Origin of the sequence: Pseudomonas sp. TH15 (assembly GCF_016651105.1) — a bacterium.
Lineage (GTDB): Bacteria > Pseudomonadota > Gammaproteobacteria > Pseudomonadales > Pseudomonadaceae > Aquipseudomonas.
This window is the reverse complement of sequence record NZ_JAEKEL010000002.1, coordinates 436137-459047: the sequence shown is the minus strand read 5'-3', so window position 1 is coordinate 459047 and position 22911 is coordinate 436137. Positions and strand designations below refer to the sequence as shown.

The 22911-nt window shown below is 59.2% G+C and carries 22 protein-coding genes and 5 pseudogenes; 9 read left to right on the top strand and 18 right to left on the bottom strand.

Annotation, left to right across the window (positions count from 1 at the left end):
• Positions 1-47 precede the first annotated feature (47 nt).
• Positions 48-773, bottom strand: a complete 726-nt coding sequence (locus JFT87_RS25910; protein ID WP_201206029.1) for an SDR family oxidoreductase — start codon at positions 771-773, stop codon at positions 48-50.
• A 111-nt stretch (positions 774-884) separates the two neighbouring features.
• Here JFT87_RS25910 and JFT87_RS25905 point away from each other — a divergent pair, with 111 nt between their 5' ends.
• Positions 885-1727 (top strand): LysR family transcriptional regulator, encoded by an 843-nt coding sequence (locus JFT87_RS25905; RefSeq protein ID WP_201206027.1) that lies wholly within the window; start codon positions 885-887, stop codon positions 1725-1727.
• Between the two features lie 21 nt (positions 1728-1748).
• Here the strand turns inward: JFT87_RS25905 and JFT87_RS25900 are convergent, their stop codons facing one another.
• Positions 1749-2603, bottom strand: coding sequence for a LysR family transcriptional regulator (locus JFT87_RS25900; protein WP_201206025.1), 855 nt, complete (start codon positions 2601-2603; stop codon positions 1749-1751).
• 89 nt (positions 2604-2692) lie between these two features.
• On the opposite strand from JFT87_RS25900, the gene JFT87_RS25895 reads away from it, so the two are divergent.
• Positions 2693-3124 (top strand): multidrug/biocide efflux PACE transporter, encoded by a 432-nt coding sequence (locus JFT87_RS25895; protein ID WP_201206023.1) that lies wholly within the window; start codon positions 2693-2695, stop codon positions 3122-3124.
• A gap of 138 nt (positions 3125-3262) precedes the next feature.
• Here the strand turns inward: JFT87_RS25895 and JFT87_RS25890 are convergent, their stop codons facing one another.
• Positions 3263-4018 (bottom strand): SDR family NAD(P)-dependent oxidoreductase, encoded by a 756-nt coding sequence (locus JFT87_RS25890; protein WP_201206021.1) that lies wholly within the window; start codon positions 4016-4018, stop codon positions 3263-3265.
• Positions 4019-4139: 121 nt separating this feature from the next.
• Between JFT87_RS25890 and JFT87_RS25885 the strand changes: the two genes are divergently transcribed.
• Positions 4140-5036, top strand: coding sequence for a LysR family transcriptional regulator (locus JFT87_RS25885; RefSeq protein WP_201206019.1), 897 nt, complete (start codon positions 4140-4142; stop codon positions 5034-5036).
• Between the two features lie 138 nt (positions 5037-5174).
• On the opposite strand, the gene JFT87_RS25880 is transcribed toward JFT87_RS25885, so the two are convergent.
• The 3 genes and pseudogenes from JFT87_RS25880 to JFT87_RS25875 form a co-directional block, all read right to left on the bottom strand.
• A complete protein-coding gene (locus JFT87_RS25880; protein ID WP_201206017.1) occupies positions 5175-6788 on the bottom strand; it encodes an inorganic phosphate transporter in 1614 nt (537 codons plus the stop codon).
• 329 nt (positions 6789-7117) lie between these two features.
• Positions 7118-7204: pseudogene (locus JFT87_RS28955) on the bottom strand (hypothetical protein); the annotation flags it as partial.
• Positions 7205-7408: 204 nt separating this feature from the next.
• Entirely contained in the window at positions 7409-8431 is a 1023-nt protein-coding gene (locus JFT87_RS25875) for a transporter (RefSeq protein ID WP_201206015.1), read from the bottom strand.
• Between the two features lie 273 nt (positions 8432-8704).
• Here JFT87_RS25875 and JFT87_RS25870 point away from each other — a divergent pair, with 273 nt between their 5' ends.
• Both JFT87_RS25870 and JFT87_RS25865 read left to right on the top strand, forming a co-directional pair.
• The gene (locus JFT87_RS25870; RefSeq protein WP_201206013.1) at positions 8705-10327 is read left to right on the top strand and encodes a methyl-accepting chemotaxis protein; all 1623 of its coding nucleotides are present in this window, start codon (positions 8705-8707) and stop codon (positions 10325-10327) included.
• A 110-nt stretch (positions 10328-10437) separates the two neighbouring features.
• Positions 10438-10881: a hypothetical protein gene (locus tag JFT87_RS25865; protein WP_201206011.1), complete on the top strand. Its 444-nt coding sequence runs from the start codon at positions 10438-10440 to the stop codon at positions 10879-10881.
• Between the two features lie 254 nt (positions 10882-11135).
• Here the strand turns inward: JFT87_RS25865 and JFT87_RS25860 are convergent, their stop codons facing one another.
• A complete protein-coding gene (locus JFT87_RS25860) occupies positions 11136-11441 on the bottom strand; it encodes a PepSY domain-containing protein (protein ID WP_201206009.1) in 306 nt (101 codons plus the stop codon).
• Positions 11442-11609: 168 nt separating this feature from the next.
• On the opposite strand from JFT87_RS25860, the gene JFT87_RS25855 reads away from it, so the two are divergent.
• Positions 11610-12488, top strand: a complete 879-nt coding sequence (locus JFT87_RS25855; protein WP_201206007.1) for a sterol desaturase family protein — start codon at positions 11610-11612, stop codon at positions 12486-12488.
• Between the two features lies 1 nt (position 12489).
• On the opposite strand, the gene JFT87_RS25850 is transcribed toward JFT87_RS25855, so the two are convergent.
• On the bottom strand, positions 12490-13173 hold the full coding sequence (locus JFT87_RS25850; protein WP_201206005.1) for a helix-turn-helix domain-containing protein: 684 nt from the start codon (positions 13171-13173) through the stop codon (positions 12490-12492).
• A complete protein-coding gene (locus JFT87_RS25845) occupies positions 13174-14301 on the bottom strand; it encodes a glycerophosphodiester phosphodiesterase (protein ID WP_201206003.1) in 1128 nt (375 codons plus the stop codon).
• A gap of 236 nt (positions 14302-14537) precedes the next feature.
• Between JFT87_RS25845 and JFT87_RS25840 the strand changes: the two genes are divergently transcribed.
• Complete coding sequence (locus tag JFT87_RS25840) at positions 14538-14864, top strand: DUF2025 family protein (RefSeq protein ID WP_201206001.1); 327 nt, start codon at positions 14538-14540, stop codon at positions 14862-14864.
• Positions 14865-14916: 52 nt separating this feature from the next.
• Here the strand turns inward: JFT87_RS25840 and JFT87_RS25835 are convergent, their stop codons facing one another.
• Together JFT87_RS25835 and JFT87_RS25830 are read right to left on the bottom strand one after the other, a co-directional pair.
• Positions 14917-15240, bottom strand: coding sequence for an antibiotic biosynthesis monooxygenase family protein (locus JFT87_RS25835; RefSeq protein WP_201205999.1), 324 nt, complete (start codon positions 15238-15240; stop codon positions 14917-14919).
• Positions 15237-15938, bottom strand: coding sequence for a CTP synthase C-terminal region-related (seleno)protein (locus JFT87_RS25830; protein WP_201205997.1), 702 nt, complete (start codon positions 15936-15938; stop codon positions 15237-15239). Before JFT87_RS25830 ends, JFT87_RS25835 begins: the two co-directional genes overlap by 4 nt.
• Positions 15939-16010: 72 nt before the next feature.
• On the opposite strand from JFT87_RS25830, the gene JFT87_RS25825 reads away from it, so the two are divergent.
• The gene (locus tag JFT87_RS25825) at positions 16011-16925 is read left to right on the top strand and encodes a LysR family transcriptional regulator (RefSeq protein ID WP_446739749.1); all 915 of its coding nucleotides are present in this window, start codon (positions 16011-16013) and stop codon (positions 16923-16925) included.
• Here JFT87_RS25825 and JFT87_RS25820 read toward each other — a convergent pair whose 3' ends face one another.
• The 5 genes and pseudogenes from JFT87_RS25820 to JFT87_RS25805 all read right to left on the bottom strand — a co-directional run bounded on the left by JFT87_RS25820 (position 16926) and on the right by JFT87_RS25805 (position 20939).
• Positions 16926-17459, bottom strand: coding sequence for a DUF1003 domain-containing protein (locus JFT87_RS25820; RefSeq protein WP_201205995.1), 534 nt, complete (start codon positions 17457-17459; stop codon positions 16926-16928).
• Between the two features lie 141 nt (positions 17460-17600).
• Positions 17601-18032 (bottom strand): annotated as a pseudogene (locus JFT87_RS28950) (methyl-accepting chemotaxis protein); the annotation flags it as partial.
• Positions 18033-18149: 117 nt separating this feature from the next.
• Positions 18150-18824 (bottom strand): annotated as a pseudogene (locus JFT87_RS28945) (PAS domain-containing protein); the annotation flags it as partial.
• A 280-nt stretch (positions 18825-19104) separates the two neighbouring features.
• Positions 19105-20172 carry a diguanylate cyclase gene (locus tag JFT87_RS25810; protein WP_201205991.1) on the bottom strand — a complete coding sequence of 356 codons (1068 nt, stop codon included), beginning with the start codon at positions 20170-20172 and terminating at the stop codon, positions 19105-19107.
• Positions 20173-20330: 158 nt separating this feature from the next.
• Positions 20331-20939 (bottom strand): TetR/AcrR family transcriptional regulator, encoded by a 609-nt coding sequence (locus JFT87_RS25805; RefSeq protein WP_201205989.1) that lies wholly within the window; start codon positions 20937-20939, stop codon positions 20331-20333.
• A 216-nt stretch (positions 20940-21155) separates the two neighbouring features.
• Here JFT87_RS25805 and JFT87_RS25800 point away from each other — a divergent pair, with 216 nt between their 5' ends.
• Positions 21156-22211, top strand: a complete 1056-nt coding sequence (locus JFT87_RS25800; protein ID WP_201205987.1) for an MBL fold metallo-hydrolase — start codon at positions 21156-21158, stop codon at positions 22209-22211.
• 12 nt (positions 22212-22223) lie between these two features.
• On the opposite strand, the pseudogene JFT87_RS25795 reads toward JFT87_RS25800, so the two are convergent.
• Positions 22224-22543 (bottom strand): annotated as a pseudogene (locus tag JFT87_RS25795) (helix-turn-helix domain-containing protein).
• Positions 22530-22897 (bottom strand): annotated as a pseudogene (locus JFT87_RS28735) (type II toxin-antitoxin system RelE/ParE family toxin). Before JFT87_RS28735 ends, JFT87_RS25795 begins: the two co-directional pseudogenes overlap by 14 nt.
• Positions 22898-22911: the final 14 nt, after the last annotated feature.

Here is a 22911-nt window from a genome sequence, read left to right as displayed (position 1 = left end):
GGAGCGGGCTTGCTCGCGAAAGCGTCATCAGGACCGGTGATAAAGGATCAGGCCTGCTGCCGAGTCGCGGTCAACACGATCTCGCGAACACACACGTTCTGCGGCTGCTGATACGCATAAGCAATCGCCGAAGCCACATCCTCGGCACTCAACACTGTACCGCCCATGTCCTGTTTCCAGGCCTGGTAACCGGTCTTGATCGCCTCATCGGTGGTGTGGCTCAACAGCTCGGTTTCCACCGCGCCCGGTGCAATGGTGATGACCCGCACATTGTGCGGCGACAACTCTTCACGCAGGTTTTCCGACAAACCATGCACCGCGAACTTGGTGCCGACATACGCCACGTGATTCGGGAACGTCTTGCGTCCGGCCACCGAGCTGATGTTGATGATCGTCCCGTGTTTGCGCTCGACCATCCCCGCGACCACCGCGTGCACGCCGTTGAGCAAACCCTTCACATTGACGTCGAGCATCTGGTCCCACTGGGCCGGGTCCTGCTTGGTCATTTCACCCAGCAGCATCACCCCGGCGTTGTTGATCAAGGCATCCGCCGGGCCGAATTGCGCTTCAGCTTCGGCGACCGCCGCGAGCAGGGCGGCGCGGTCGGTGATGTCGACGCGGCGGCTCAGGGTGTTCGGCAGTTCCAACGCCTCCAGGCGTTCAACCCGACGGGCCAGCAGCAACAGTGGATGGCCGGCAGCGCTCAACAGCCTTGCAGCGGCTTCGCCAATGCCCGAACTGGCCCCGGTGATGATGATCAATGGCTTGCTCATGGCTAGACTCCTGAAATAAGAAAAACAAATATCTGAACGTGGGGCGCAGTATATTTACCGCCGTTCAGGCTGAAAAATGCCTTATTCCTCTGTCTGCTATCGGAATTTCCTATGGATATCCGTCATCTCAAAGCCTTCCTCACGGTGTTCGAGGAACGCAATATCACCTCGGCGGCCCAGCGGCTGTTCATCAGTCAGCCGACGTTATCCGTGACCATCAAGCAACTCGAAGAAGAAATGGGTGCCGTGCTGTTTGTACGTCAGCCCCGAGGTGTCGAGGTCAGTGACGAGGCGCGGGTGCTGTATCCGCAAGCGCGGCGGATGGTGGCCGAAGCCGAGGCCTTGAGCCGTTTGTTTCGGGGCCGGGAAAACCGTGCGCCGCTAACCTTGGGCATTGAAGGCGATATCGCAGATCGTCAGATCGAAGCCTTCGTGCGCATGGCTCATCAGGCGCTGCCCAACCTGCTGCTGACGCTGGAAGAAGGCTGTCACGGCGACGGTCGGTTGGCGGTGGAAGAGATGTGCTGCGAGGACGAATTGTTCCTGCCATTGTGGGAAGAGTCCTATGTGATGGCGTTGCCGGTCGGGCATCCGATGGCATCGGCGGAATCGGGACAGGCCTGGGCGCCGATCGATGACTGGATCACCTGCCCGCAACATCCGTCCCATCAGCGCTTGATGGCGTTGTACGGGCGTTCGCCGGAAGCGGTGGCGGGGCAAGCAGGGTCATTGAAACAGGCGCTGCACATGGTCGCCGCCGGGGTCGGTGTGGCGATGTTGCCGCAGTCGTTGGTCAGTGGGCACGAACGGGTCGTGACCCGCGCCTTGCACCTGCCGGCACCGACGCGTCGGGTCGGGTTGTGTTACGCGGCGCAGGCGCTGGAGTTGCCGGCGTTGCGGGGGTTGCATGAGTATTTTCAGGTGAATCGGCCGGTAGAGGTTGAGGCTGCATAACAAAACCAAAATCAAAAGATCTCATTCCAGCATCTTGCTCAATAGCCAACTCCCCGCCGGCCCCGGCGGATGCAGCCGTGACCACAGTGCATCGACATACACCGGTTTTGGCCAGCCCCGCACCTCCAGTTCTACCAGCGACCCGGCGCCAAACCGCCCCACCAGCCAACGCGGCAGCGGTGCCCAGCCGAATCCGCCCTGAGCCATTTCCAGCAGCATCAAGTAACTCGGCGCCGACCAGACCCGGCCCTTGGCCCGGCTTTCATACGGGTTGACGATGGTCGCCAGACGCAACTCCCGGTGCTGTCGCAACACGTCTTGATCGATCCCGCTGAGCGTCGCCAACGGGTGCTTTTGGGCAACGAACAACGCGATTTCCGTGCGCTCATCGACAGTCGAACTGACCAGGTCCGGCGGGTAACTGTCCTGCATTTCGGCAAAGGCGACTTGAGCCCGCCCCCGTTGCAGCAAGGCCACCAGGTCGTCGCATTCGGCGATCAGGCATTCAAGCTCCAGGTCCGGATAACGCTGCTCGAACGCACTCAGGGCCGCTTCGAAACGGTCGGACTGATAAGTGTCGGAAATCGCCACGGTCAGCTTCGCCTCGACCCCTTGGGACAATTGGCTGGCGGTCATTTCCAGGCGACTGGTGGCGGCGAGGATTTCTTCGGCCCGTTGCAGCATCACGTGCCCGGCCGGGGTCAGGCTGGGCTTGCGGCTGCTGCGGTCGAACAGAACCAGGTTCAGGTCGATTTCCAGGCTCGCCACGGCGGCGCTGATGGTCGACTGACTGCGCCCGAGTTTACGTGCCGCTGCGGAAAACGAACCTTGGGTCGCGGCCTGGACAAACGCGAGCAACACTTCGTGAGAGGCCATGAACTATCGCCTTGATCGATGGTTATTGGTTATGAAGTATCGGTGTGCTGACAGATCATGGCAACCACAGTCACTCAGGGAGTCTGGCCATGAACGCCAACAAATCCATTACTGAACGTATTTTCCAGGCCGTCGGTTTCGAAACGCTCGCCGTGATGATCTGCACCCCGCTGCTGGCCTGGGTCATGGACAAACCGATGGTGGAAATGGGTCTCGTCACCATGGCCATCGCCGCGCTTGCCCTGATCTGGAACGTGATCTTCAACGGCATGTTCGACCGGTTGCTCAAGCGTCTGGATATTGTGCGCAACGCCTGGGTCCGGGTGGTGCACGCGTTGTTGTTTGAAGGCGGCCTGATCGTGATGGGCGTGCCGCTGATTGCCTGGTGGCTGAGCGTCAGTCTGTGGCAGGCGTTCCTGCTGGACATCGGTGTGCTGCTGTTCTTCCTGCCATACACCTACGTTTACCACTGGGGGTATGACGTGGTGCGCGAACGCTTGCTGATCGCCCGTACGATCTAACGCTGGAATGCAAGTTGTGGCGAGGGGATTTATCCCCGTTGGACTGCGCAGCAGGCCCATCTTTTCTGGATCAAAAGAGGGGGCGCTGCGCACCCCAACGGGGATAAATCCCCTCGCCACAATGGGGCGGTGTCAGATTTAGAGAAACATCCCGCCGGAGGCTTCGACGCGTTGGCCATTGATCCATTGCGCACCCGGTGACAGCAGCAGCGCCAATGCTCCGCCAATGTCATCCGGCTGCCCGGCACGGCCCAGCGCGGTGTTTTCGGCGACCATCGCATTCACCGCCGCGTTGTCGCGAACGGTGCCGCCGCCAAAGTCGGTTTCGATCGCACCCGGCGCCAGGGTATTCACGGCAATCTGTCGCGCGCCCAGCTCTTTTGCCTGATAACGAGTGAGTACTTCAATCGCGCCTTTCATCGCCGCATAAGCACTGGCGCCCGGGAGGGTGAAACGCGCGAGGCCGCTGGAGATATTGATGATGCGCCCGCCATCGTTGATCAGCGGCAGCAGTTGCTGAGTCAGGAAGAACGGCCCTTTGAAATGCACGTTCATCAGCAGGTCGAATTGCTCCACGGTGGTTTCGGCGAAACTCACGTGCAAACCGACCCCGGCGTTGTTGATCAGAAAATCGAAGCGCTGACGATCAAAGTGTTGCAGCGCCTTTTCGACGTGTGTGCCGAACGCAGCAAAGCTTTCGCTGCGGCCGACATCCAGTTGCAGCATCACGGCTTTACCGCCGAGTGCTTCGATTTCGCTTACCAGTGCCTGGGCTTCATCGGCGCGGCTGTGGTAGGTGCCGATGATGTCGACGCCTTGCGCGGCGAGGTGCAGGGCGGCGTTTTTGCCCAGGCCACGGCTGGCGCCGGTGATCAATGCGATTTTTCGGTTCATGAGGCTTCCTCGATTGCGCTGAGTGGTGGTGATGGGCTCAGTTTATTTATCCGTCGGGAGGTGATAAACAGACTGAAATCGGAATCACTGGTCGGATCAAGCGAACAATCGAGGGTGAGCCATGAACAAACTGGAGCTGCTGCGAACCTTCGTCCGGGTCAGCGAATTGTCGAGTTTTACCCTTGCCGGTGAGAGCCTCGGCTTGCCGCGCTCGACCGTGTCCGAGCATGTGCAAGCGCTGGAAGCGTTACTCGGCACGCGCCTGTTGCAGCGCACCACGCGCAAGGTGCAGGCGACGCAGGATGGTCTGGTGTTGTACGAACGCAGTAAGGATTTGCTGTCGCACATGGACGAGATCGAAGGATTGTTTCGCCAGGACGAAGCCTCGCTGACCGGGCGCATTCGTGTCGACCTGCCAAACATTCTCGCGCGGCGCCTGATCCTGCCGCGCCTGCCGCAGTTCATGGATCGTCACCCGAATCTCGAGCTGGAAATCAGCAGCACCGACCGCCGCGTCGATTTGCTCAGCGAGGGGTTCGATTGCGTAGTGCGGATCGGCGCGCAGCCTGATCAATCGGTGGTCGCGCGGCACCTCGGCGACTTCTCGATGATCAACTGCGCGAGCCCCGCGTATCTCGAACGCTACGGAGTGCCGCAGACTCTGGAGGATCTGGCGCAGCATCGATTGGTGCATTACGTCGGCGTACTGGGTTCGCGTTCGGAAGGGTTTGTGTACGAGGAGGGCGGTCAGGTCAAACGCTTGCCGATGGCTGGCAGCGTGACGGTCAACAGCACCGATGCCTACGAATCGGCGTGTCTGGGCGGCTTCGGGCTGACTCAGGTGCCACGCACCGGCATGCAGCCGCATCTGGACAACGGCGAACTGGTAACGGTGTTGCCGCAATTCACCGCGCCGGCGATGGGCATTTCATTGTTGTATGCGCGGCAGCGACATTTGCCGCTGCGAGTGCGCGTGTTCATGGATTGGCTCGGCGATGTCATCCGCTCGACTCTCTGACCACACTCTGGACTCAAACCTTGCCGGATCTCTCTCTATTACGGCTACCGGTAGGAGCTGCCGCAGGCTGCGATCTTTTGATCTTGCGTTTGAACAACAAGATCAAAAGATCGCAGCCTGCGGCAGCTCCTACAGGGGTCAGAACAATTTGGTGAACAACCAGTACAAACTGCCCGACAACAGGATCGCCGCCGGCAAGGTCAGCACCCAGGCCATCATCAGGTTGCGGATGGTCTTCATCTGCAAGCCACCACCATTGGCGACCATGCTCCCGGCCACACCCGAAGACAACACGTGGGTGGTGGACACCGGCAGGCCAAACATGTCGGCGGCACCGATGGTCAGCATGGCCACGGTTTCGGCCGACGCGCCCTGGGCATACGTCAGGTGGGTCTTGCCGATTTTTTCACCGACCGTCACCACGATGCGCTTCCAGCCGACCATGGTGCCCAGCCCCAGTGCGATGGCCACGGCGATCTTCACCCACAGCGGAATGAAGCGCGTGGCGTTGTCGATCTGTTGCTTGAACAGTTGCAGCTTGCCGGTGGTGTCAGCGTCGAAGTTACCGACCTTGTTCTTGTCCATCAGGCGAATGGTTTCGCTGGTCAGGTACATGTCGTTACGCACGTTGCCCATGGCTTCGGCCGGGACTTTCGACAGCGAGCCGTAGCCCTTCACTTCGTTCCCGATGTTGCCGGCCAGCGAGGCGAGGGCGGGCACCAGTTGCGGCGTGACTTCCTTGCTGCGCACGTAATCGGACAGCACTGCACGCGGGTCGGCAGGTGTCGGCAGCGGTGCACTTTTCACTAGGGCTTGCTGGGTGACTTCGGCCACGGCGGCGAACTGCAACGCTTGATCGGCCGGCATGGTGCGGTTCAGCGCATACGCCATCGGCAGGGTGCCGACCAGAATCAACATGATCAGGCCCATGCCTTTCTGGCCGTCGTTGGAGCCGTGGGCGAAGGACACGCCGGTGCAGGTCAGAATCAATAAACCGCGAATCCACCAAGGTGGCGGCGCATCACCTTCCGGTGCCTTGTACAGCGCACGATTCTTGACGAACGCCCGCAGGGCCAGCAGCAACAGTGCGGCAAAGCCGAAGCCGACCAACGGCGAGAGCAGCAGCGCGTAACCGATCTTGGTGGCTTGCGCCCAATCCACGCCGCTGGTGCCATCGCGGCCATGCATCAGGGCATTGGCGACGCCGACGCCGATGATCGAGCCGATCAGGGTGTGCGACGAGGAGGCCGGCAAGCCCAGCCACCAGGTGCCGAGGTTCCACAGGATCGCCGCGATCAACAGGGCGAAGATCATCGCGAACCCGGCGGAGGAGCCGACTTGCAGAATCAGCTCCACCGGCAGCAACGCGATGATACCGAACGCCACCGCGCCACTCGAAAGCAATACACCGAGAAAATTGAAGAACCCTGACCAGGCCACCGCGAAGTTCGGCGGCATCGAGTTGGTGTAAATCACCGTGGCCACCGCGTTGGCGGTGTCGTGGAAGCCGTTGACGAATTCAAAACCGAGGGCGATCAGCAGCGCCACGCCCAGCAGCAGAAACGGTGTCCAGGTGGTTACCACCGTGCCGAGTTCGTGCATGTCGTGCATCAGGCTGTAGGCGGTGAACAACAACCCGCTGGCCAGCACCCCGAAGAAAATCACGAAGGTGAACAGGCCGGGTTTTTTATCGAAGTGCGGTCTGGCGCTGCGGGCAGGCGCCTGACCAGCGGACAAGGAAGGAGTAGCCATCACGGACAATCCTGAGTGAGGAAGGAGTATCGCCCATGATCGTTTCAAAATATGACAGAGAGACTGCGGTGGGTCAGGGTTTGGCGGATTAGCCCAACCACTGATCTGTTGACCCCATCCCTAAGCTCAGGAGGGGAAGTTGATTAAAGTGAGCTCTGTGTGGCGAGGGGGTTTACCCCCGTTGGGTTGCGAAGCGGCCCCAAAACCAGCCACCGCGGTATATCAGGTACACCGCGTGCAAGGATTTACGACTGCTTCGCAGCCGAACGGGGGCAAGCCCCCTCGCCACAGAATTTCTGTCAGCACAATGGATCTGTGGTGGGCAAGGGTCAGTAATCGCCTCTTTTGCGGAACGCCCAGCGCCCGGCAATCACGGTGAACGTCGCCACCAGCGCGACCAATATCCAGAAGCCTTCCTGCCCAACCGCGCCCACCGAGGTGAGCTCTTTGTGGCGAGGGGATTCATCCCCGCTGGGTTGCGAAGCAGCCCCAAAACCAAACACCACGCTGTTTCAGGTGTACCGAGTGAACCGGATTTACGGCTGCTTCGCAGCCGAACGGGAGCAAGCTCCCTCGCCACAGAATTTCTGTCAGCACAATGGATCTGCGGTGGGCAAGGGTCAGTAATCGCCTCTTTTGCGAAACGCCCAGCGCCCGGCCAGCACGGTAAACGTCGCGACCAATGCCACCAGAATCCAGAACCCTTCCGGGTCGCCCGAGAGCGGGATCCCGCCGACGTTCATGCCAAAAAAACCGGCAATGATGTTGATCGGCAATGCCAGCACTGTCACCACCGTCAGGGTGAACAACGTGCGGTTGCTCTGTTCGTTGAGGTTGGCCGCGATTTCTTCCTGCAACAGCTTGATCCGTTCACCGAGGGCCGTGAGGTCGTTGATGATCAGCGCAAACTCCTCGGTGGACTTGCGCAACTCCTTGACGTCCTCCTTCTGCAACCATTGCGGCGGACGGTTGAGCAGGCGCAATAGCGACCCCGGTTCAAGTGCCAACAACCGCTGCAACCGCACCAGTACCCGGCGATTGGCGCCCAGCTCAGCACGGTTGGTCGACAGCCGCGAAGACAACAACTCATCTTCGATCTGATCGACACTCTGGCTGGTCTTGCGCACGATCTGCGTCAGCACTTCGCCCTGATCGCGCAGCAGGTGCACCAGCAACTCCAGCGGTGAGCGAAAGCATTCCCCGGCCTTCACCGAAGAACGCAGCTTGTCCACCGAGTGCAACGGTTGCAATCGCGCGCTGATGATCAGCTTGCTGCGGGCGCAGACCCATAGCGTCGAGACATCCGAAGACACCATGCTGCTGAGGTTGAACACCACGTCGTTGACCACCGCCAGCAACGCCGAGTCGACATGCTCGATGCGGGTCGAGCGCGAACCTTCGTGCAGCGCCTCGAAAAACTCCTCGGGCAATTCCAGATGGCTTTTCATCCAGCGCTCGCACGCGGCGTGGGCCAGGTTCAGGTGCAACCAGAGGAATTCGTCGTTGTCTTCGGTGTGTTGCAAGCATCGCAGGGCTTCGGCCGAGTCGATCTCCCGGCCGCGCTCACCGGGACGAAAACGGAAGCCGTAAAGCAGGCCGAACAAGTCAGTGTCGCGATGGCTTTGGTCGATGCTGTGGTTCATGAGGTCTCGCTGAGAGGAAGCGCCTGTCGCGGGTTCACAGGTTCACTTGGGCCGCATCTTCGCAATGTCACATGACGTTTGTGTGACAGCAAAATGACGTCAAATCAGCAGCTTACCGACAGTCGGATTTTCTTCAAGAAGCGCTCTGGTACGCCGATCACGCTTAGGTTACGTTGCGCGCCTTTGGCCATGAGCCAAGGCTCGCCGACATGGATGTCCGGCAAAATTCCACGCCTTATCGGGCGTGCCTCATCCCTGTCATGAGTACCTGCGATGCTGCAAAAATCCTTGAGAGCGCAAATTCTCGCCCTGCTGAGCGGCAGTCTGCTGGCGATGTTGTTGATCGCGCTGGCCTGCTTCCACTTCCTGTCCAACGGTGTGCAAAGTTACAGCCAGTTGATCGCAGGCCCGTTGCACACTTCGCAATTGATCGATGAAGCCAACCTGCAATTCAAGGTGCAGGTTCAGGAGTGGAAAAACGTTCTGCTGCGCGGCAAACAGCCGGCGGACCTGGACAAATACTGGCAGCAATTCGAGGACCGTCAGCGCGACGTGCAGGGCATTCTCGGCGAACTGGCCGGGCAGAAAGGTCTGGATAGCCAACTCAAGAGCAGCATCGAACGCCTGCGTGACGAACATCGTCAGTTGGGCAACGCCTATCAGAAAGGTCGTGATGCCTATGTTGCTGCCGGTGCCGATCCAGCCGCTGGCGACAACGCGGTCAAGGGTATGGACCGCACCACCAGCGATCAGATGAGCGAGTTGGTCGGCGAACTGCGCAAGCACGGCACCGAGCAGTCGGCATTGATCAGCGCCAGTGCCGATCGCACGGTGTTGTTGGGGATCATCGTGATGCTCGCGTCCGGGCTGCTGATCGGGCTGTTGAGCTTGTGGCTGATCAACCGAAACCTGGTGGACCCGATTCGCAAACTGATCGACTACGTGGCACAACTCAGCCAGGGCAAATTCGCCGAACGCGTGGCCAGCGACCGTCAGGATGAGTTGGGCAATCTTGCTGCGGCCGCCAACACCTTGCGCGATTTCCTTGCCGAAACCTTCACCCGTTTGCAGCGCAGTGCGTCGGACCTGGACAGCGCCAGCGGCGAGCTGAACTCCATCGCCACGTTGATGGCCAACGGCACCAACGAGCAGTTCAACCGCACCGATCAGGTAGCCACGGCGATGAACGAAATGTCTGCCACCGCGCAGGAAGTTGCTCGTCATGCAGCGGACGCAGCACGCGCGGCCGATGATGCCGACCAGTCCGCCCAGCAGGGCGAAAAAGTCATGCAGGGCACCATTCACACCATCACTCAAATGCGCGGCGAGATCGCCAACACCGCCACCGTGATCCGTCGTCTGGAAACCGACAGCGGGCGTATCGGCAAGGTGCTGGAAGTGATTCGCGGCATCGCCGAGCAGACCAATTTGCTGGCGCTGAACGCGGCGATCGAAGCGGCCCGCGCCGGTGAAGCCGGACGCGGTTTCGCAGTGGTGGCCGATGAAGTCCGCAGCCTGGCCCAGCGCACGGCGGCGTCGATCATCGAAATCAACCAGATCATCCAGACCGTGCAAACCGGCGCGGTGGACGCGGCCCAGGCGATTGAAAGCGGTCAATCGCGCAGCGAAGAAAGTGTCGAGCAAGTGACCCAGGCCGGCGCCATGCTGGAGCGCATCACCCATGCCGTGGAAGCCATCCGCGACATGAACCGCCAGATCGCCACGGCGGCCGAAGAGCAAACGTCGGTGGCCGAAGACATCTCGCGCAACCTGACCGAGATCACCAGCATCGCCAGTACCAACCTGGACCACGTGCAGCGCACTGAAGCGGCGAGCCACAACCTGCACGGGTTGTCGGGGCAGTTGAATGAAGTGACGTCGCGCCTGAGCGCGTAACCGAAAAGGCTGTGTACCGGCTTGCTTACCGAGTCGGTACACAGTTGATCTCAAGTTGCGCTGACCCTCGACGATGACCGGTTATCTATAACCGGCATTGGAGCCTTCCCATGGTCAGCATCACTTCTGTTTCGATCACTCAACCCGTCGCTACATCGGCCAGCAAAGCCGCAGTCAGCGACACCGCTGAAGAAAACTCCACCAGCGCAGTCGCTGGCACCGGCGCCAACACCGATGCACCGAAAGCAGCCAGCGGCGCCGCGCCGGCTGGCGACAGTAGCAGTTCGAGCAGCAGCACCGATTCCGATGCCGTAAAAGAGCTGCGCAAGCAGATCGCCGAACTGCAAAAGCAATTGCAGGAACAACAGCAGCAACTGCAAGCGGCTCAGGCCAAGCAAGAAAGCCCCGATGCCAAAGCCGCCGCTGTTGCCGCCGCGCAGTCGCAGCTCTCAGCCACCTCGGGCTCTTTGGAAACCGCCACCTCGGCGTTGGTGCAGGCGTTACAAGACGAAGGCAGCAGCACTTCCGGGTCGATGGTCAGCACCTCGGCGTGATGCCGATTCCCCTCACCCCAGCCCTCTCCCGGAGGGCGAGGGGACTGACTGCGGTGAATATTCGAGCTACGCCGACCTGAAATTTCGAACCGCACTCAGGCTTTGAAAACCCCCGATTTGCTCCCTTTCCCCCTCGTCCCCTGGGGGAGAGGGCTGGGGTGAGGGGGAGAAAATCTCACTGACACCAAAATTTCAAAAGCCGAACGCAAAAAGCCGCACGATTTCTCATCGTGCGGCTTCTCATATTCGCGCTATCAGGTGTCTTGCTTGTTGCTCAGCACCTTGCCGGTGGCGGCGTCGAAGTCGACGTCGAATTCTTTGCCATCAGCGGTTTTCAGCTCAACTTCATATTCATAACCATTGAAGTGGTTATCCAGATCCGTGTCAGTGATGGTCGCGCCCGGATGCAGTTTCAGAGCTTCAGCGTTCATTGATTCCAGCGGCTTGATCTTGCCGGACTTGACCAGCTCAGGGATCTGGTCGACGCGTACGTCAGCTTGGGCCAGGCCAGCGGTGAGGGTCAGGGCAGCGGCGGTAAACAGGGCAGTCAAGGTTTTCATCGGTTCAATCCTTTTGGTGTTTATCTAAGCGGTGTGCTGTTTGAGTGAGTTCAGGTTAATCAGCGCAACTTAACTCACCCTTAAAAACATCCTGGTCGATTGCGTCGTTTGTTCAATTGCCCCACATCGCAACCTCTCATGCTGTGCCTTCGATCAAAGGAGGTGCAGATGAAACGTATGTTTGCCACGTTGTACGCGCCGCTGTTCTGGGGCGGTTTCATAGGCGGCGGTGTGTGGCTGGCCAATCTTTCAACCGTGTGGCTGTTGCCGTTGTTTCTTGCGGCATTGGCCGTGTCATTCGCGGCTGAATGGGCATTGCCCTACGAGGTGTGCTGGAACCGTGCGGCGGGTGATCGTCAGCGCGACATCTTGCATGCGCTGATCAACGAAGCGTTGAGCGCATTGGGATTGCTCGCATTGCCGGGGTTGGTCGCTCTGTTGGCGATTGACGGTGTGTGGCCAACGGGCTGGCCGTTATGGCTGCAACTGGGGCTGGCGATGTTGATTGCCGATGCGGGCATCAGCCTGATGCATTACGCCAGTCATCGCGTGCCGTGGCTGTGGCGTTTGCATGCGGTGCATCACAGTGTTGAACGCCTGTACGGCTTCAACGGTTTGATGAAGCATCCGTTGCATCAATTACTGGAAGCATCGGCGGGGCTGCTGCCATTGCTGGTGCTGGGCATTCCATTGCAGGTCGCGTCGTTGTTGGCGTTCGCCATCGCCATCCAGTTACTGTTGCAGCATTCCAATGTCGACATGCGCCCCGGTTTTCTGCGCTGGATTTTCGCCTGGGCACCGCTGCATCGCTTCCATCACATGAAGTACGGGCGCGCCGGTGACGTCAATTTCGGTTTGTTCTTCACCGTGTGGGATTGGCTGCTGGGGACAGCGTTCTATACCGAGGATTACCGCATCGGCCAAGGCGATCTGGGGATTGGCAGCCGCCCGGATTTTCCCCGCGACTATGTGGCGCAATTGCTTGATCCGTTCGAGTCGGTGGCGTTGAGCCGTGAGCCGAAAGTGCCTGATGCGCTGCGCCGCTGACTCAGTCCAGCAGTTTCAGGTCGATGTGTTGCAAGGCTTGGCGCGCGGTGACGCCGAAGAGTTTTTTCAGACTGCGTGAGAAGTGCGCCGAATCGGCGAAACCTGCGTTGTGCGCGGCGGATGTCACCGGGTCGCCCGCCAGAATAGAGGCCATCGCCATGCGCAGACGTCGCCACAACACCAGCCTGCGCACTGGCAAACCGACCTGGCTGACCAACAGTCGCTGCAACTGGCTCAAGGATAAACTCGCTGTATCGGCGACGGCGCGGGCGGCGACTTTATCGGTCAGCGAAGCCTCCACCGCGACCAACGCACGTTCGATGCGCGGATCACTGCGCGAGCGACGCGGGCATTGGCGTATCGCCCGATCAAGCGCAGGCAACGTCAGTTCGGCGTTGAACAACGCATCACGCAACGTGTGCGCGGCAAACAGCAACGGTTCGGCATAAACGGTAAACAGCGGATCCGGCGCTTCAACGATTGCATGGCGCACGTTTGAGGCTATCAACAGCTGCGAGGCGCTGAGGGTTTCGCCATCGAGCAACACCGTCACCGGTCGCTCGGGGGCAAGAATGATTTGGTGAGCATAGTGAGAATGGGGCGCCGTGCGCCCCGACACGCCGTGGATCAGGCCATAGTCGTGCCCCAGCCAGAGGCGGCCTGTCCACTCGGTGTGTGTGGTCACTCAGTAACCGTTGTTCTTCAACAGCTGATCGACACTGGCGGCCGCCGGGCGTTTGTAGAACTTCAGCAGTTCGCTGGCGCGGTTGGTGAAGATGCCGTCGACGCCGGCGTCCATCACCTTCTGGTAATCCACGGCATCGTCGACCGTGTAGACGTGCACCAGCATGCCCTGATCGTGGGTGTACTGGTTCATCCAGGGTTGCACCAGATCCGAATAGCTCTGATCGCCGCCCTTGGTCAGCGCCGCCGAAGGGCCGGTGCCGATTGCGCCCTGGGCCTTGGCGTACTCGATCCATTGCTGGAATTCGGCTTTGCTTTTCGGCTCTTGCTTGGCGTAGTAAGTGGCTTTGTCCTTGTCGCCGGACTCCACGAAGGTCACTTTGGATTTCGGCTCGATACTGCCTTCACCGACCCACAGCAACAGGACCTTCGGCACGTTCGGCATTTCTTTTTGCAGCAATTCGAGGCTGCTCTTCTCGAAGGTTTGCAGCACGACCTTGCCTTTGCCCTGACCGACCGACAGCTCGCTCTTCGCCAGTTTCGAACCCGCCGGGCTCAGCCAGCCGCGATCCTGGAGTTTCTCCTTGAGGTCATGCTCGATGCCGGGGAATTGCTTTGGTTCTTTGGTTTCGATGTACAGGCCGGGCTTGTGCAGCGGATTGCCCTGGGCGATGTCGATGATTTCATCGAGGGTCAAAATCTTCAGGCCGACGTAGGCCGGACGCGCACGATCCGGGTAAGCGGCGTTGAACCAGCTACCGGCGTCGAGGGTTTTCAGTTCGGCGAGGGTGAACTGGTTGGCCGGCGCATCCTTGCGCTCAGGGAATTTGCTGGCAACGTCAGTGGTGCGTTGCAGGTTGTTGTCGTGCAGGGCGAACAGCACACCGTCCTTGCTGCGTTGCAGGTCCATTTCCAGGTAGTCGGCGCCCAAATCGCGGGCCAGTTTGTAGGAGGCGGCGGTGGATTCCGGGGCATCGAAGGACGCGCCACGGTGGGCAATCACGGCCGGATGCGGGATGCCTAAAGTGGTCGCCAGCGCGGAGGGGCTGGGCTGGCTGGCAGCCTGTGCCTGGCCGAGGCCGAGCAGCAGGCCCAGCACCAAGGCGCTTTTGGTGAAGGTAACAGGCATGGTCGAGATCCTTTCGCAGAGGTTTTCAAAGACGTCCCTTTTAACAACTGAGCGCCGCGAGCGCTATCGCAAGACCGACATAAACCGGTTTAAAACAGTTTTTTTCTGCGCTTTTGTGCGGTTCTTTGCAGTACTCTTGGCCGCGGTAGTTTCCCCAGCAGAGGGAAACCCGTTCGCCAGCCCTGCGTGTAAACCATCGATCACCGGTCCCTTTGCGACCTTTTGTGAGGTTTATCATGCGCATCACTTCCCAGCTCATCTGCCAGGCCGCCGACCAGCTCAAAGGCTTCGTTGGCCTCAATCGCAAAACCGGTCAATACATCGTGCGTTTCAGCGAAGACTCCTTCGGCATGGACGTGGCGGACGACGGCATCATTCCCACCAGCGAGTTCGTCTGGGCGCCCGGCCCGGAGCAGGCCATGACCCTCAAGCGTGAGTTGATTCAGTTGTTGCTGGATCAAAATATTGATGAGCGGATCAACATTAGCGAACCGTTGCGGGTTTATATGAATCGGCGGGAAGTGCCGGAGATTTCGGCGGTGCGGAGTTTGGTTCAGGGGTGATGTTTTTGTGGTGATCTTGCTCGCGAAGGCGTCCTTCAAAACGCTGCATCAATTAAAGTTTGAACTCATAAGCCCGCTCAACCCGACACACCCGTGTATGACACGCCGCATACCAGGTCGACCGCCCACGCTCACGAATCGCACTGTGCTCCGGGTGATGCTTCCAAGCCAGAATCGCCGCCTCACTGGCCCAGTACGACACGGTAATTCCCAGCCCGTCCTCGCCCCGGGCTGACTCAACACCGAGGAAGCCCTGTTGCTCGCGAGCCAGTTCGACCATGCGTTCGGCCGCCTCGGCGTAACCCTGATCACCGTCGGTGCGCAGGGAGGTAAAGATCACGGCGTAGTAGTGAGGTGGCGGGGTATTGGCGATCATGGCTTTTGCCTCGCACAGGCCTCGATCAATGCTCGAACCAGAGGCGGCAAAGTCCCCTTGAGCGCGGCTCGTTCCGGCTGGAACAAGGTGGCGACGAAGAACGGATGACCTTGTAATTCCACCGCCCGTAAATCCCCTATCGAATCATGACCGACGGCTGTCAGTTGATGGTTCAGCAACGCCTGTTCGAACTCCGGATTCACACCGTAGCGGCAGCGATAGCCTTCGTGAATCTCGGACTTTTCATACGCCTTGGCGATCAACGAGCCTTCAACCAGACGGATGCTGTCGACCGCTTCTACCAGCGAACACGTCAGCGGCGTGAGCAATGCCCGTGCGGCGTCGGGGGAGGTCTCACCGTGCTCGGCATCTGCCCAGCCCAGCACATTGCGGGCGTATTCCAGCACCGCATGTTGAAAACCGCCGCAGGTCCCGAGGAATGGTCGCTGTTGTTCGCGGGCAAAACGGATTGCCCGTAGCGCGCCGTTCATATCGCGATAGGGGCTGGCGGGCACACACCAGAAACCGTCGAACGTATCGAGTGGTGTATCGGCGTGAATGTGGTCAGTGGCGAGCCATTGGAATTGCACGTCCAGGCCTGAATGTTCGGCGGCCATGCCGAGGGCGACGGGGATGGCTTGATGGGCGGTGACTTGCGGGTCGTAGTCGCCGATCAGGGCGATGGAAACAGCGTCCATGGGATTTCCTTTTCTTGAGTAAGACGAAGTGCTTTTGTGGCGCAGTTGTCGGTTGCCGGGGCTCACTATAGATTGGCGTTCACGCACTCAATATTGGCGTTAACCCAATTGATCAATGCACCGACGCACTATCGGCTCGACTACCCGGACCTGGCGCTGATCCTGGCTTTGGTACGCGGCGGCTCTCTGGCCCGGGCTTCACAGCTATTGAAAGTCGACGTCTCGACGGTGTTCCGCGCCGTGCGCCGACTGGAGGCCGCGCTGGGTCAGCAATTATTCGAAAAAAGCCGTGCCGGTTACCTGCCGACCACCTTGGCGCAGACCCTGGCGGAACAGGCTGAACGCGCCGAACAGGCGCTGGACGCGGCACGCATCGGCGTCGAGCAGGGCGGTGAAGTCATCAGTGGCACCGTACGCCTGACCTGCACCGATTCAGTCCTGCAAGGTTTGTTGCTGCCGGCGCTGGCGCAGTTCATGCCGTCCTACCCGGCGCTGACCATCGAACTCAGTACCTCCAACGACTTCGCCAACCTCAGCCGCCGGGATGCCGACATCGCCCTGCGCCTGACCCGCACACCGCCCGAGCATTTGGTCGGTCGGCAATTGGCGAAGATTTCCTACCGGGTCTGCGCCAGTGCGCGCTATCTGCAAGGCGTCGACGCGGCGGATTTGTCAGCACTGACCTGGATCGCCCCGGACGACTTCCTGCCCGATCATCCGACCATTGCCTGGCGTCGTCAGCAATTGCCCGGCGTGGTGCCGGGCTATCGATGCAACAGCATGTTGTCGGTGACGGAGTTGGTGCGAGCGGGGCTCGGCGTCGCGGCGTTGCCGGACTTTCTCATCACCGACGACCTGCGGGCCTTGAGCGAGCCTTTGCAGGGTTACGACACCGCGCTGTGGCTGCTGACGCGCCCGGATTGCCGGGCATTGCGCTCGGTGGTTACGCTGTTCGATGAGCTCGGCCGGGCATTGCGTTTGCCGTGATCAGTCGCGCGGGTTCTTGTTCATGTGCTGATGCATTTCCGAGGTCAGGTTTTCGATGCGCTCGGTCAGGCTCTTGGTCAACTCGGTGAGCCGAGTGTTCTGCTCCAGCAACTCCATCAACTGTGTCGTGTTCTGTGCGGCCTGAGCCTGGCGCTCGCTGTTAGCAACCGCCAGGGCTTCGCGGTGTTGCGCGTCGGCCTCGGACTGGGCTTTATCACGTGCAGCTTGACGGGTCTGGGCCAGCAGAATCAGCGGCGCGGCATAGGCCGCTTGCAGGCTGAACGCCAGGTTGAGCAGGATAAACGGGTAGACGTCAAAGTGAGTCACGCCCGCCAGGTTGACGCCGATCCAGATGGCCACGATCAGGGTTTGTGCACCGAGAAACGTCGGCGTGCCGAAGAACCGCGCAAACGCCTCGGCGCGCAGGGCGAATGTGTCAGTGCCAAAGGTCGGGGCGAGGTGAGCGTGAGGGCGGTGGAAGCGCAGGTGGTCGACGGGAGTGGTTTCAGGTGTTGCGGGTTTTTCTGTGGTCATGATGCACTCGGCGGGGCTTGGGACGTTGCATGACTATAGCCCTGCGCCGGGTTTTATGGCCTCTCGCAGGCAAGCCTTGCTGCCACAAAATCTGTAGGAGCAAGGCTTGCCCGCGAAGGCCGCGCCTCGATTCAAACGCGTCTACACGCGCTCATTGGCAAACATGCTCACCGCCTGCACCGCTTCACTGGCGCCGTCGCGAATCTGCAAAATCACCGTCCCGGCCTGATTCGCCAATTCCACGCCCTCGGCCGCTCGGTCTCGAGTGACGTCCATGCTCTTGATCGCCTGACGGGTTTCGCTCTGAATCAAACCGATCATGTTGGAAATCTCCGCCGTCGAACCGCTGGTGCGCGCCGCCAGTTGCCGTACTTCATCGGCGACCACGGCAAAACCGCGCCCTTGTTCACCGGCTCGTGCCGCTTCAATCGCCGCATTCAGTGCCAGCAGATTGGTCTGATCGGCAATCGCGCGGATGGTGTTGACGATGGCAGTGATCTGTTCGGAGCGTTCACCCAATTGCGCAATCAATGTTGAAGACTCGGCAATGTCCTGAGCAATTTCGCGCATTTCGCTGGCAGCTTGCTGAATCACCTCAGTACCTTGCTCGGCGACTTTTCGGGTCGCCACCGAGATGTGATAAGCCGCGCTGGCACTGCGCGCATCCTGCTCATGCTGCACGACACGGGCGGTGACGTCAGATGCGAATTTCACCACTTTGCACAAGCGGCCGGCGGCGTCGTACACCGGGTTGTAATTGGCCTCCAGCCACACTGTTTGCCCGTGTTTATCCACGCGTTCAAATTGCCCCTGGAAGAATTCACCCTGGTTCAAGCGCCGCCAGAAGTCCTCATAGGCGCTGCTGTTGACCACCGCCTGCGTGCAGAACAAACGGTGATGTTTACCCTTGAGTTCCGCGAGGGTGTAACCCATGCGTGTCAGAAAATTCTGATTGGCTGTGAGAATACTGCCGTCAAGGTTGAACTCGATCACCGCCATCGCACGGTCGATAGCCTGCAACTTGGCGTTTGCCTCACTTTCCTGCTGCACCTTGGCGGTTACGTCCATGGCGTACTTGACCACTTTCACCACACGTCCCGCGTCATCCTTGATCGGGTTGTAACTGGCTTCCAGCCAGATCGGCTGACCCTTGCTGTTGACCCGTTCAAACGTGCCGGACTGGAACTGACCGTTTTTCAGACGTGACCACAACTCGCGGTACTGAGCGCTGCGGCCAAATTCCGGCGTGCAGAAGTGCCGGTGCGGCTGACCGATCACCTGTTCGGGCGCATAACCCATGGTCTTGAAGAAGTTGTCGTTGGCGCGCAACACCACGCCCTCAAGGTCGAATTCAATCACCGCCATCGAGCGATTGATCGCGTCGAGCAGGCCGGATTGTTCAGTGAGTTTGTGTTGCAGATCGTCGAGAGCCGACTTGTGGCGGTTGAAAAACATGCTCGCAGTACTCTGGAAGTAGGGAAGGTCAAGGATTCAGTCCTTATTCCCGCGCTGGCAGGCCGAATACACGGACGGCATTCGGCGGTGACTGCTCAATGCCAGCGTTCCTTGACTGACAGCCGGATACTTATACAAAACTTCATAAAGTTGTACAAGAAGGCGGTCTGTCGCAGTTTTGTATAAGTTTTCAGGCGCTAGTGTTGTCGGTCTCGGGTCGGCCAAGGGCTACGCTGACGGTGTTGCGACCCGTGTGTTTGGCGGTGTAGAGCGCTTTGTCGGCATCGTCCAGCCAGTCGAGCGCATCCTTATACGCATTTTGATACCGCGCCAAACCGATACTCAGGCTCACTCGCAACTCGGGCACCTGCGGATGGCGATATTGTTGCAAGGTCTCACGCAGTTGCTCCATCAGCATTTCGGCCTTGCTCAGTGGCAGGGTCGGCAGGATCACGCAGAACTCATCGCCACCGTAGCGCCCGGCCAGTTCGTATTCATCCAGCAGGCTTTTGAGTTCTTTGCTCAACTGCTGCAGTGCGGCATCGCCGACGATATGCCCGTAGCTGTCGTTGATTACCTTGAAATGATCGATGTCGATCAACGCCAGTGTGGCTTGGCTGTTGTGCTGGCGGCACTGCTGAAATTTCAGGTGCAGCAGGTCTTTCCATGCACCGTGGTTGAGCAGGCCGGTCAGGCTGTCGGTCCGGCTGAGCGTGCTGAGCGCGCGTTTGTGTTGGGCGAGTTTGATCGCCAAGCGATAACAGACCATGCCCAACGCCAGCGGATACAACGTCAGCATCGGCAGGCAGGCCCAGACTTGCGCTTGCGTGGTGATCAGAGTGAATTTGAAACCGAAGATCGCCCAGCCCAACAGCACCCCGGCGAGCTGGGCGAGGGCGCCCAACACGAACAAACGATGGCCGCCCGCCGCGACGTTGTTCATCGTCATCATCGAAAGGATGGTGACAGCGATGAGCGGATTGAATTGGAACGTGGCTGTCCAGAACCCGCCGAACAGCGAGTCGTACAGCAGGTTGCGGCGCTCGGCCCGATAGGGAAAAGCCGCGCGGGTCGACAGTTGATAGGCGAGGTGGGGCCAGAGTGTCCCGTTGAACAACAAAAATGCCCAGACCCAACCTGGCAGGTTCAACGGATAAAGCGCTGCACCCACACTGATACTGCCGATGCCCAGGCCGATGATCCGCGGCATGTAAATACGTCTGGCAAATGACAAGCCCTTGCCGCGATGGTTTTCCATAGTTCTCTGCGCCAGATTCATTCTGTAACACATTGTCTGGTGTTATTCAGAGCTACCGTTCATCGGTAAAGCGGCGGACATTGTCATTTATTCCAACAGGAATAATCAGTGTCCCTGGAAGCCATTTAACCAGGGCGCAGGCGTGGCACAGGCGTGATCTAGAGCTGATAGCAGGCCAGGAACATGTCCATGGCCGACTCGACCACTGTGGTTTGTACATCGGGCGAAAGGCCTGTCTGGCCCATGGAAATCTGCGGCCAGAATGCAAAGGACTTGAGCAGCCCCTGGACCTGTTGCGCGGCAAACTCCGGTGCGACCGGCTTCAGTCGGCCATCGGCCTGGGCAGCGCGAATCCACAGGGTCAGGCCTTCTTCGCGTTCACCCATGCGAGTGATCATGTTCTGGGCGCGCTCGGGGGAGTGGATGGTGGCCGCGATGGCGACTCGTGCCAGGTCGAGAAAGTTGTTGTCGCCCATCATCTGCACTTTCGCCAACAAGATCTGCCGAAGTTGGTCGCGCAGCGGCAGATCAGGGTGGTAGGACGCTTCCTGTTCGGCCGTCACCCGAGCCCATAATTGACTAAGGATTTCGGCGAACAACTCTTCCTTGCTCGGGAAGTGGTTGTACACCGTGCGCTTCGACACGCCGGCGGTGGCAGCAATCTTGTCCATGCTGGTGATTTCAAAACCGTTGGCACGGAATTCGGTAATCGCCGCCAGGATGATGGCTTCGCGTTTTCGGTCGGTCAGGCGCTGTGGAGCTGTCATAAATACGCTTCGGCAGGAAGAAGTGGGGAATTACACTCGGCAGTTTACTTGTGATCCACTTTCATGCAACCTAGAAACTACACTGTGCAGTGTAATGTTTTGTTAATCCTGCACAGTGAAAAATAGAATCTTCGGCTGATGCGTGCGTGCCTTGGCCATTTATCGTCCCAAAGCGGAAAACTGTGAATTGCGCGGTTTTTCTGGAGTCATTCAGTCATGGCCATTTCAACTTCCCCTGCGGATAACGCCTCTACGCCTGAAGCATCCCATCAGGTAGAAGGGCACTTCCGAAACCACGTCCCTGTAGAGCGCGAAGGCTTTCGCAAAACCCTGCGCATCATATGGAACATGATCTTCCACAAACCACGCAACACCCGCCCGAGCGCTGCCGTCCCGGTGCAAGCGCTGACTCGGGCGGCACTGATTGCCGCACCCAATCACAGTGTTTATCGCCTAGGCCACTCCACCGTACTGCTCAAACTGCGGGACAAATTCTGGATCACTGACCCGGTCTTCGCCGAGCGTGCGTCACCGGTGCAATGGGCCGGCCCCAAGCGTTTCCACCAACCGCCCATCAGCCTGGAAGAATTGCCACCGATTGAAGCGGTGATCCTGTCCCACGATCACTACGACCACCTCGACTACCAGGCCGTGCTCAAACTGGCGGACAAGACCAAGTACTTCCTGACCCCGCTGGGCGTCGGCGACACCCTGATCAAGTGGGGCATCGACGCCAGCAAAATCCGTCAACTGGACTGGTGGCAGGGTACTGAAGTCGACGGCATTCAATTTATCGCCACACCGTCGCAGCACTTTTCCGGTCGCGGCCTGTTCGACGGCAACAGCACACTGTGGGCCTCGTGGGTGATGATCGAAGGCCACACACGAATCTTCTTTAGCGGTGACACTGGTTACTTCGACGGCTTTAAACACATCGGCGAACAGTACGGCCCGTTCGACCTGACCCTGATGGAAACCGGCGCCTACAACGTTGAATGGCCGCACGTTCACATGCAGCCCGAGCAAACCCTGCAAGCCCACATTGACCTCAAAGGACGCTGGCTGCTGCCGATTCACAACGGCACCTTCGACCTCTCGATGCACGCCTGGTACGAACCCTTTGATCGCATCCTGGCATTGGCCTGGGAGCGGAATGTGTCGATCAGTACGCCGCAGATGGGCGAGGCGTTCAACATCGCTCAACCACAACGCGGGGATGCCTGGTGGCTGGCGGTCGAAGGGGAGAGTGGGGCGGTGGTGCAGAACGCCTGACGAGTGTTCGTGTTAGGCGAATACAACCTCAATACGCCCCTCTTTCCTTGATCGGGGGCTGACTTCACGACGATCTGCACGTCTCGCCCAAGATGTGAAAGACATTCCATCATTTTGGCCTCACTGATGCCTCGAAATTTTCCTCGCAGCATTTCGGAAAGTTTCGGCTGAGATAGCCCTAGAATTTCAGAGGCCTGAATCTGAGTGAGATGGCGTGCCTTGATGATCTCGCCGATCTTTGCCGCGAGTTGCGACTTGACCTGCATTTCACTGGCATTGGGCAATTCGAGGTCTTGGTAGACGTTGCCGCTGCCTTCTTCAATTTCTATCATTTTCTGATCCTTTCGCGTGATCCTGAGCGGCTCGACGTCTGCCTCGGATCAGATCGCTGTCGGATTGAGCGGTTTTAATCCCGTTTGTCGACTTCTTCTGAAAACAGTGCAAAACGTAAATCGCACTGCCGAAACGAACCGTGTAAATGGCGCGTAAATGTTGGTGTCGAAGTCTCCAATCAACTCCAGTACACCCGCGCCTCCGAACCCTTTCAGGGGTTTTGCATCTGGGTGCTTCAGGCCACTTTTGGCCTCGTCCAGTGCATAACCAAAAACATCCTGTACGTCTGTGGGCATCTGCTTGAGATCTTTCTTGCTACTGCAAACCCACAAGAGCGGCTTCCTTGCACTCATGCGAAAATATACCT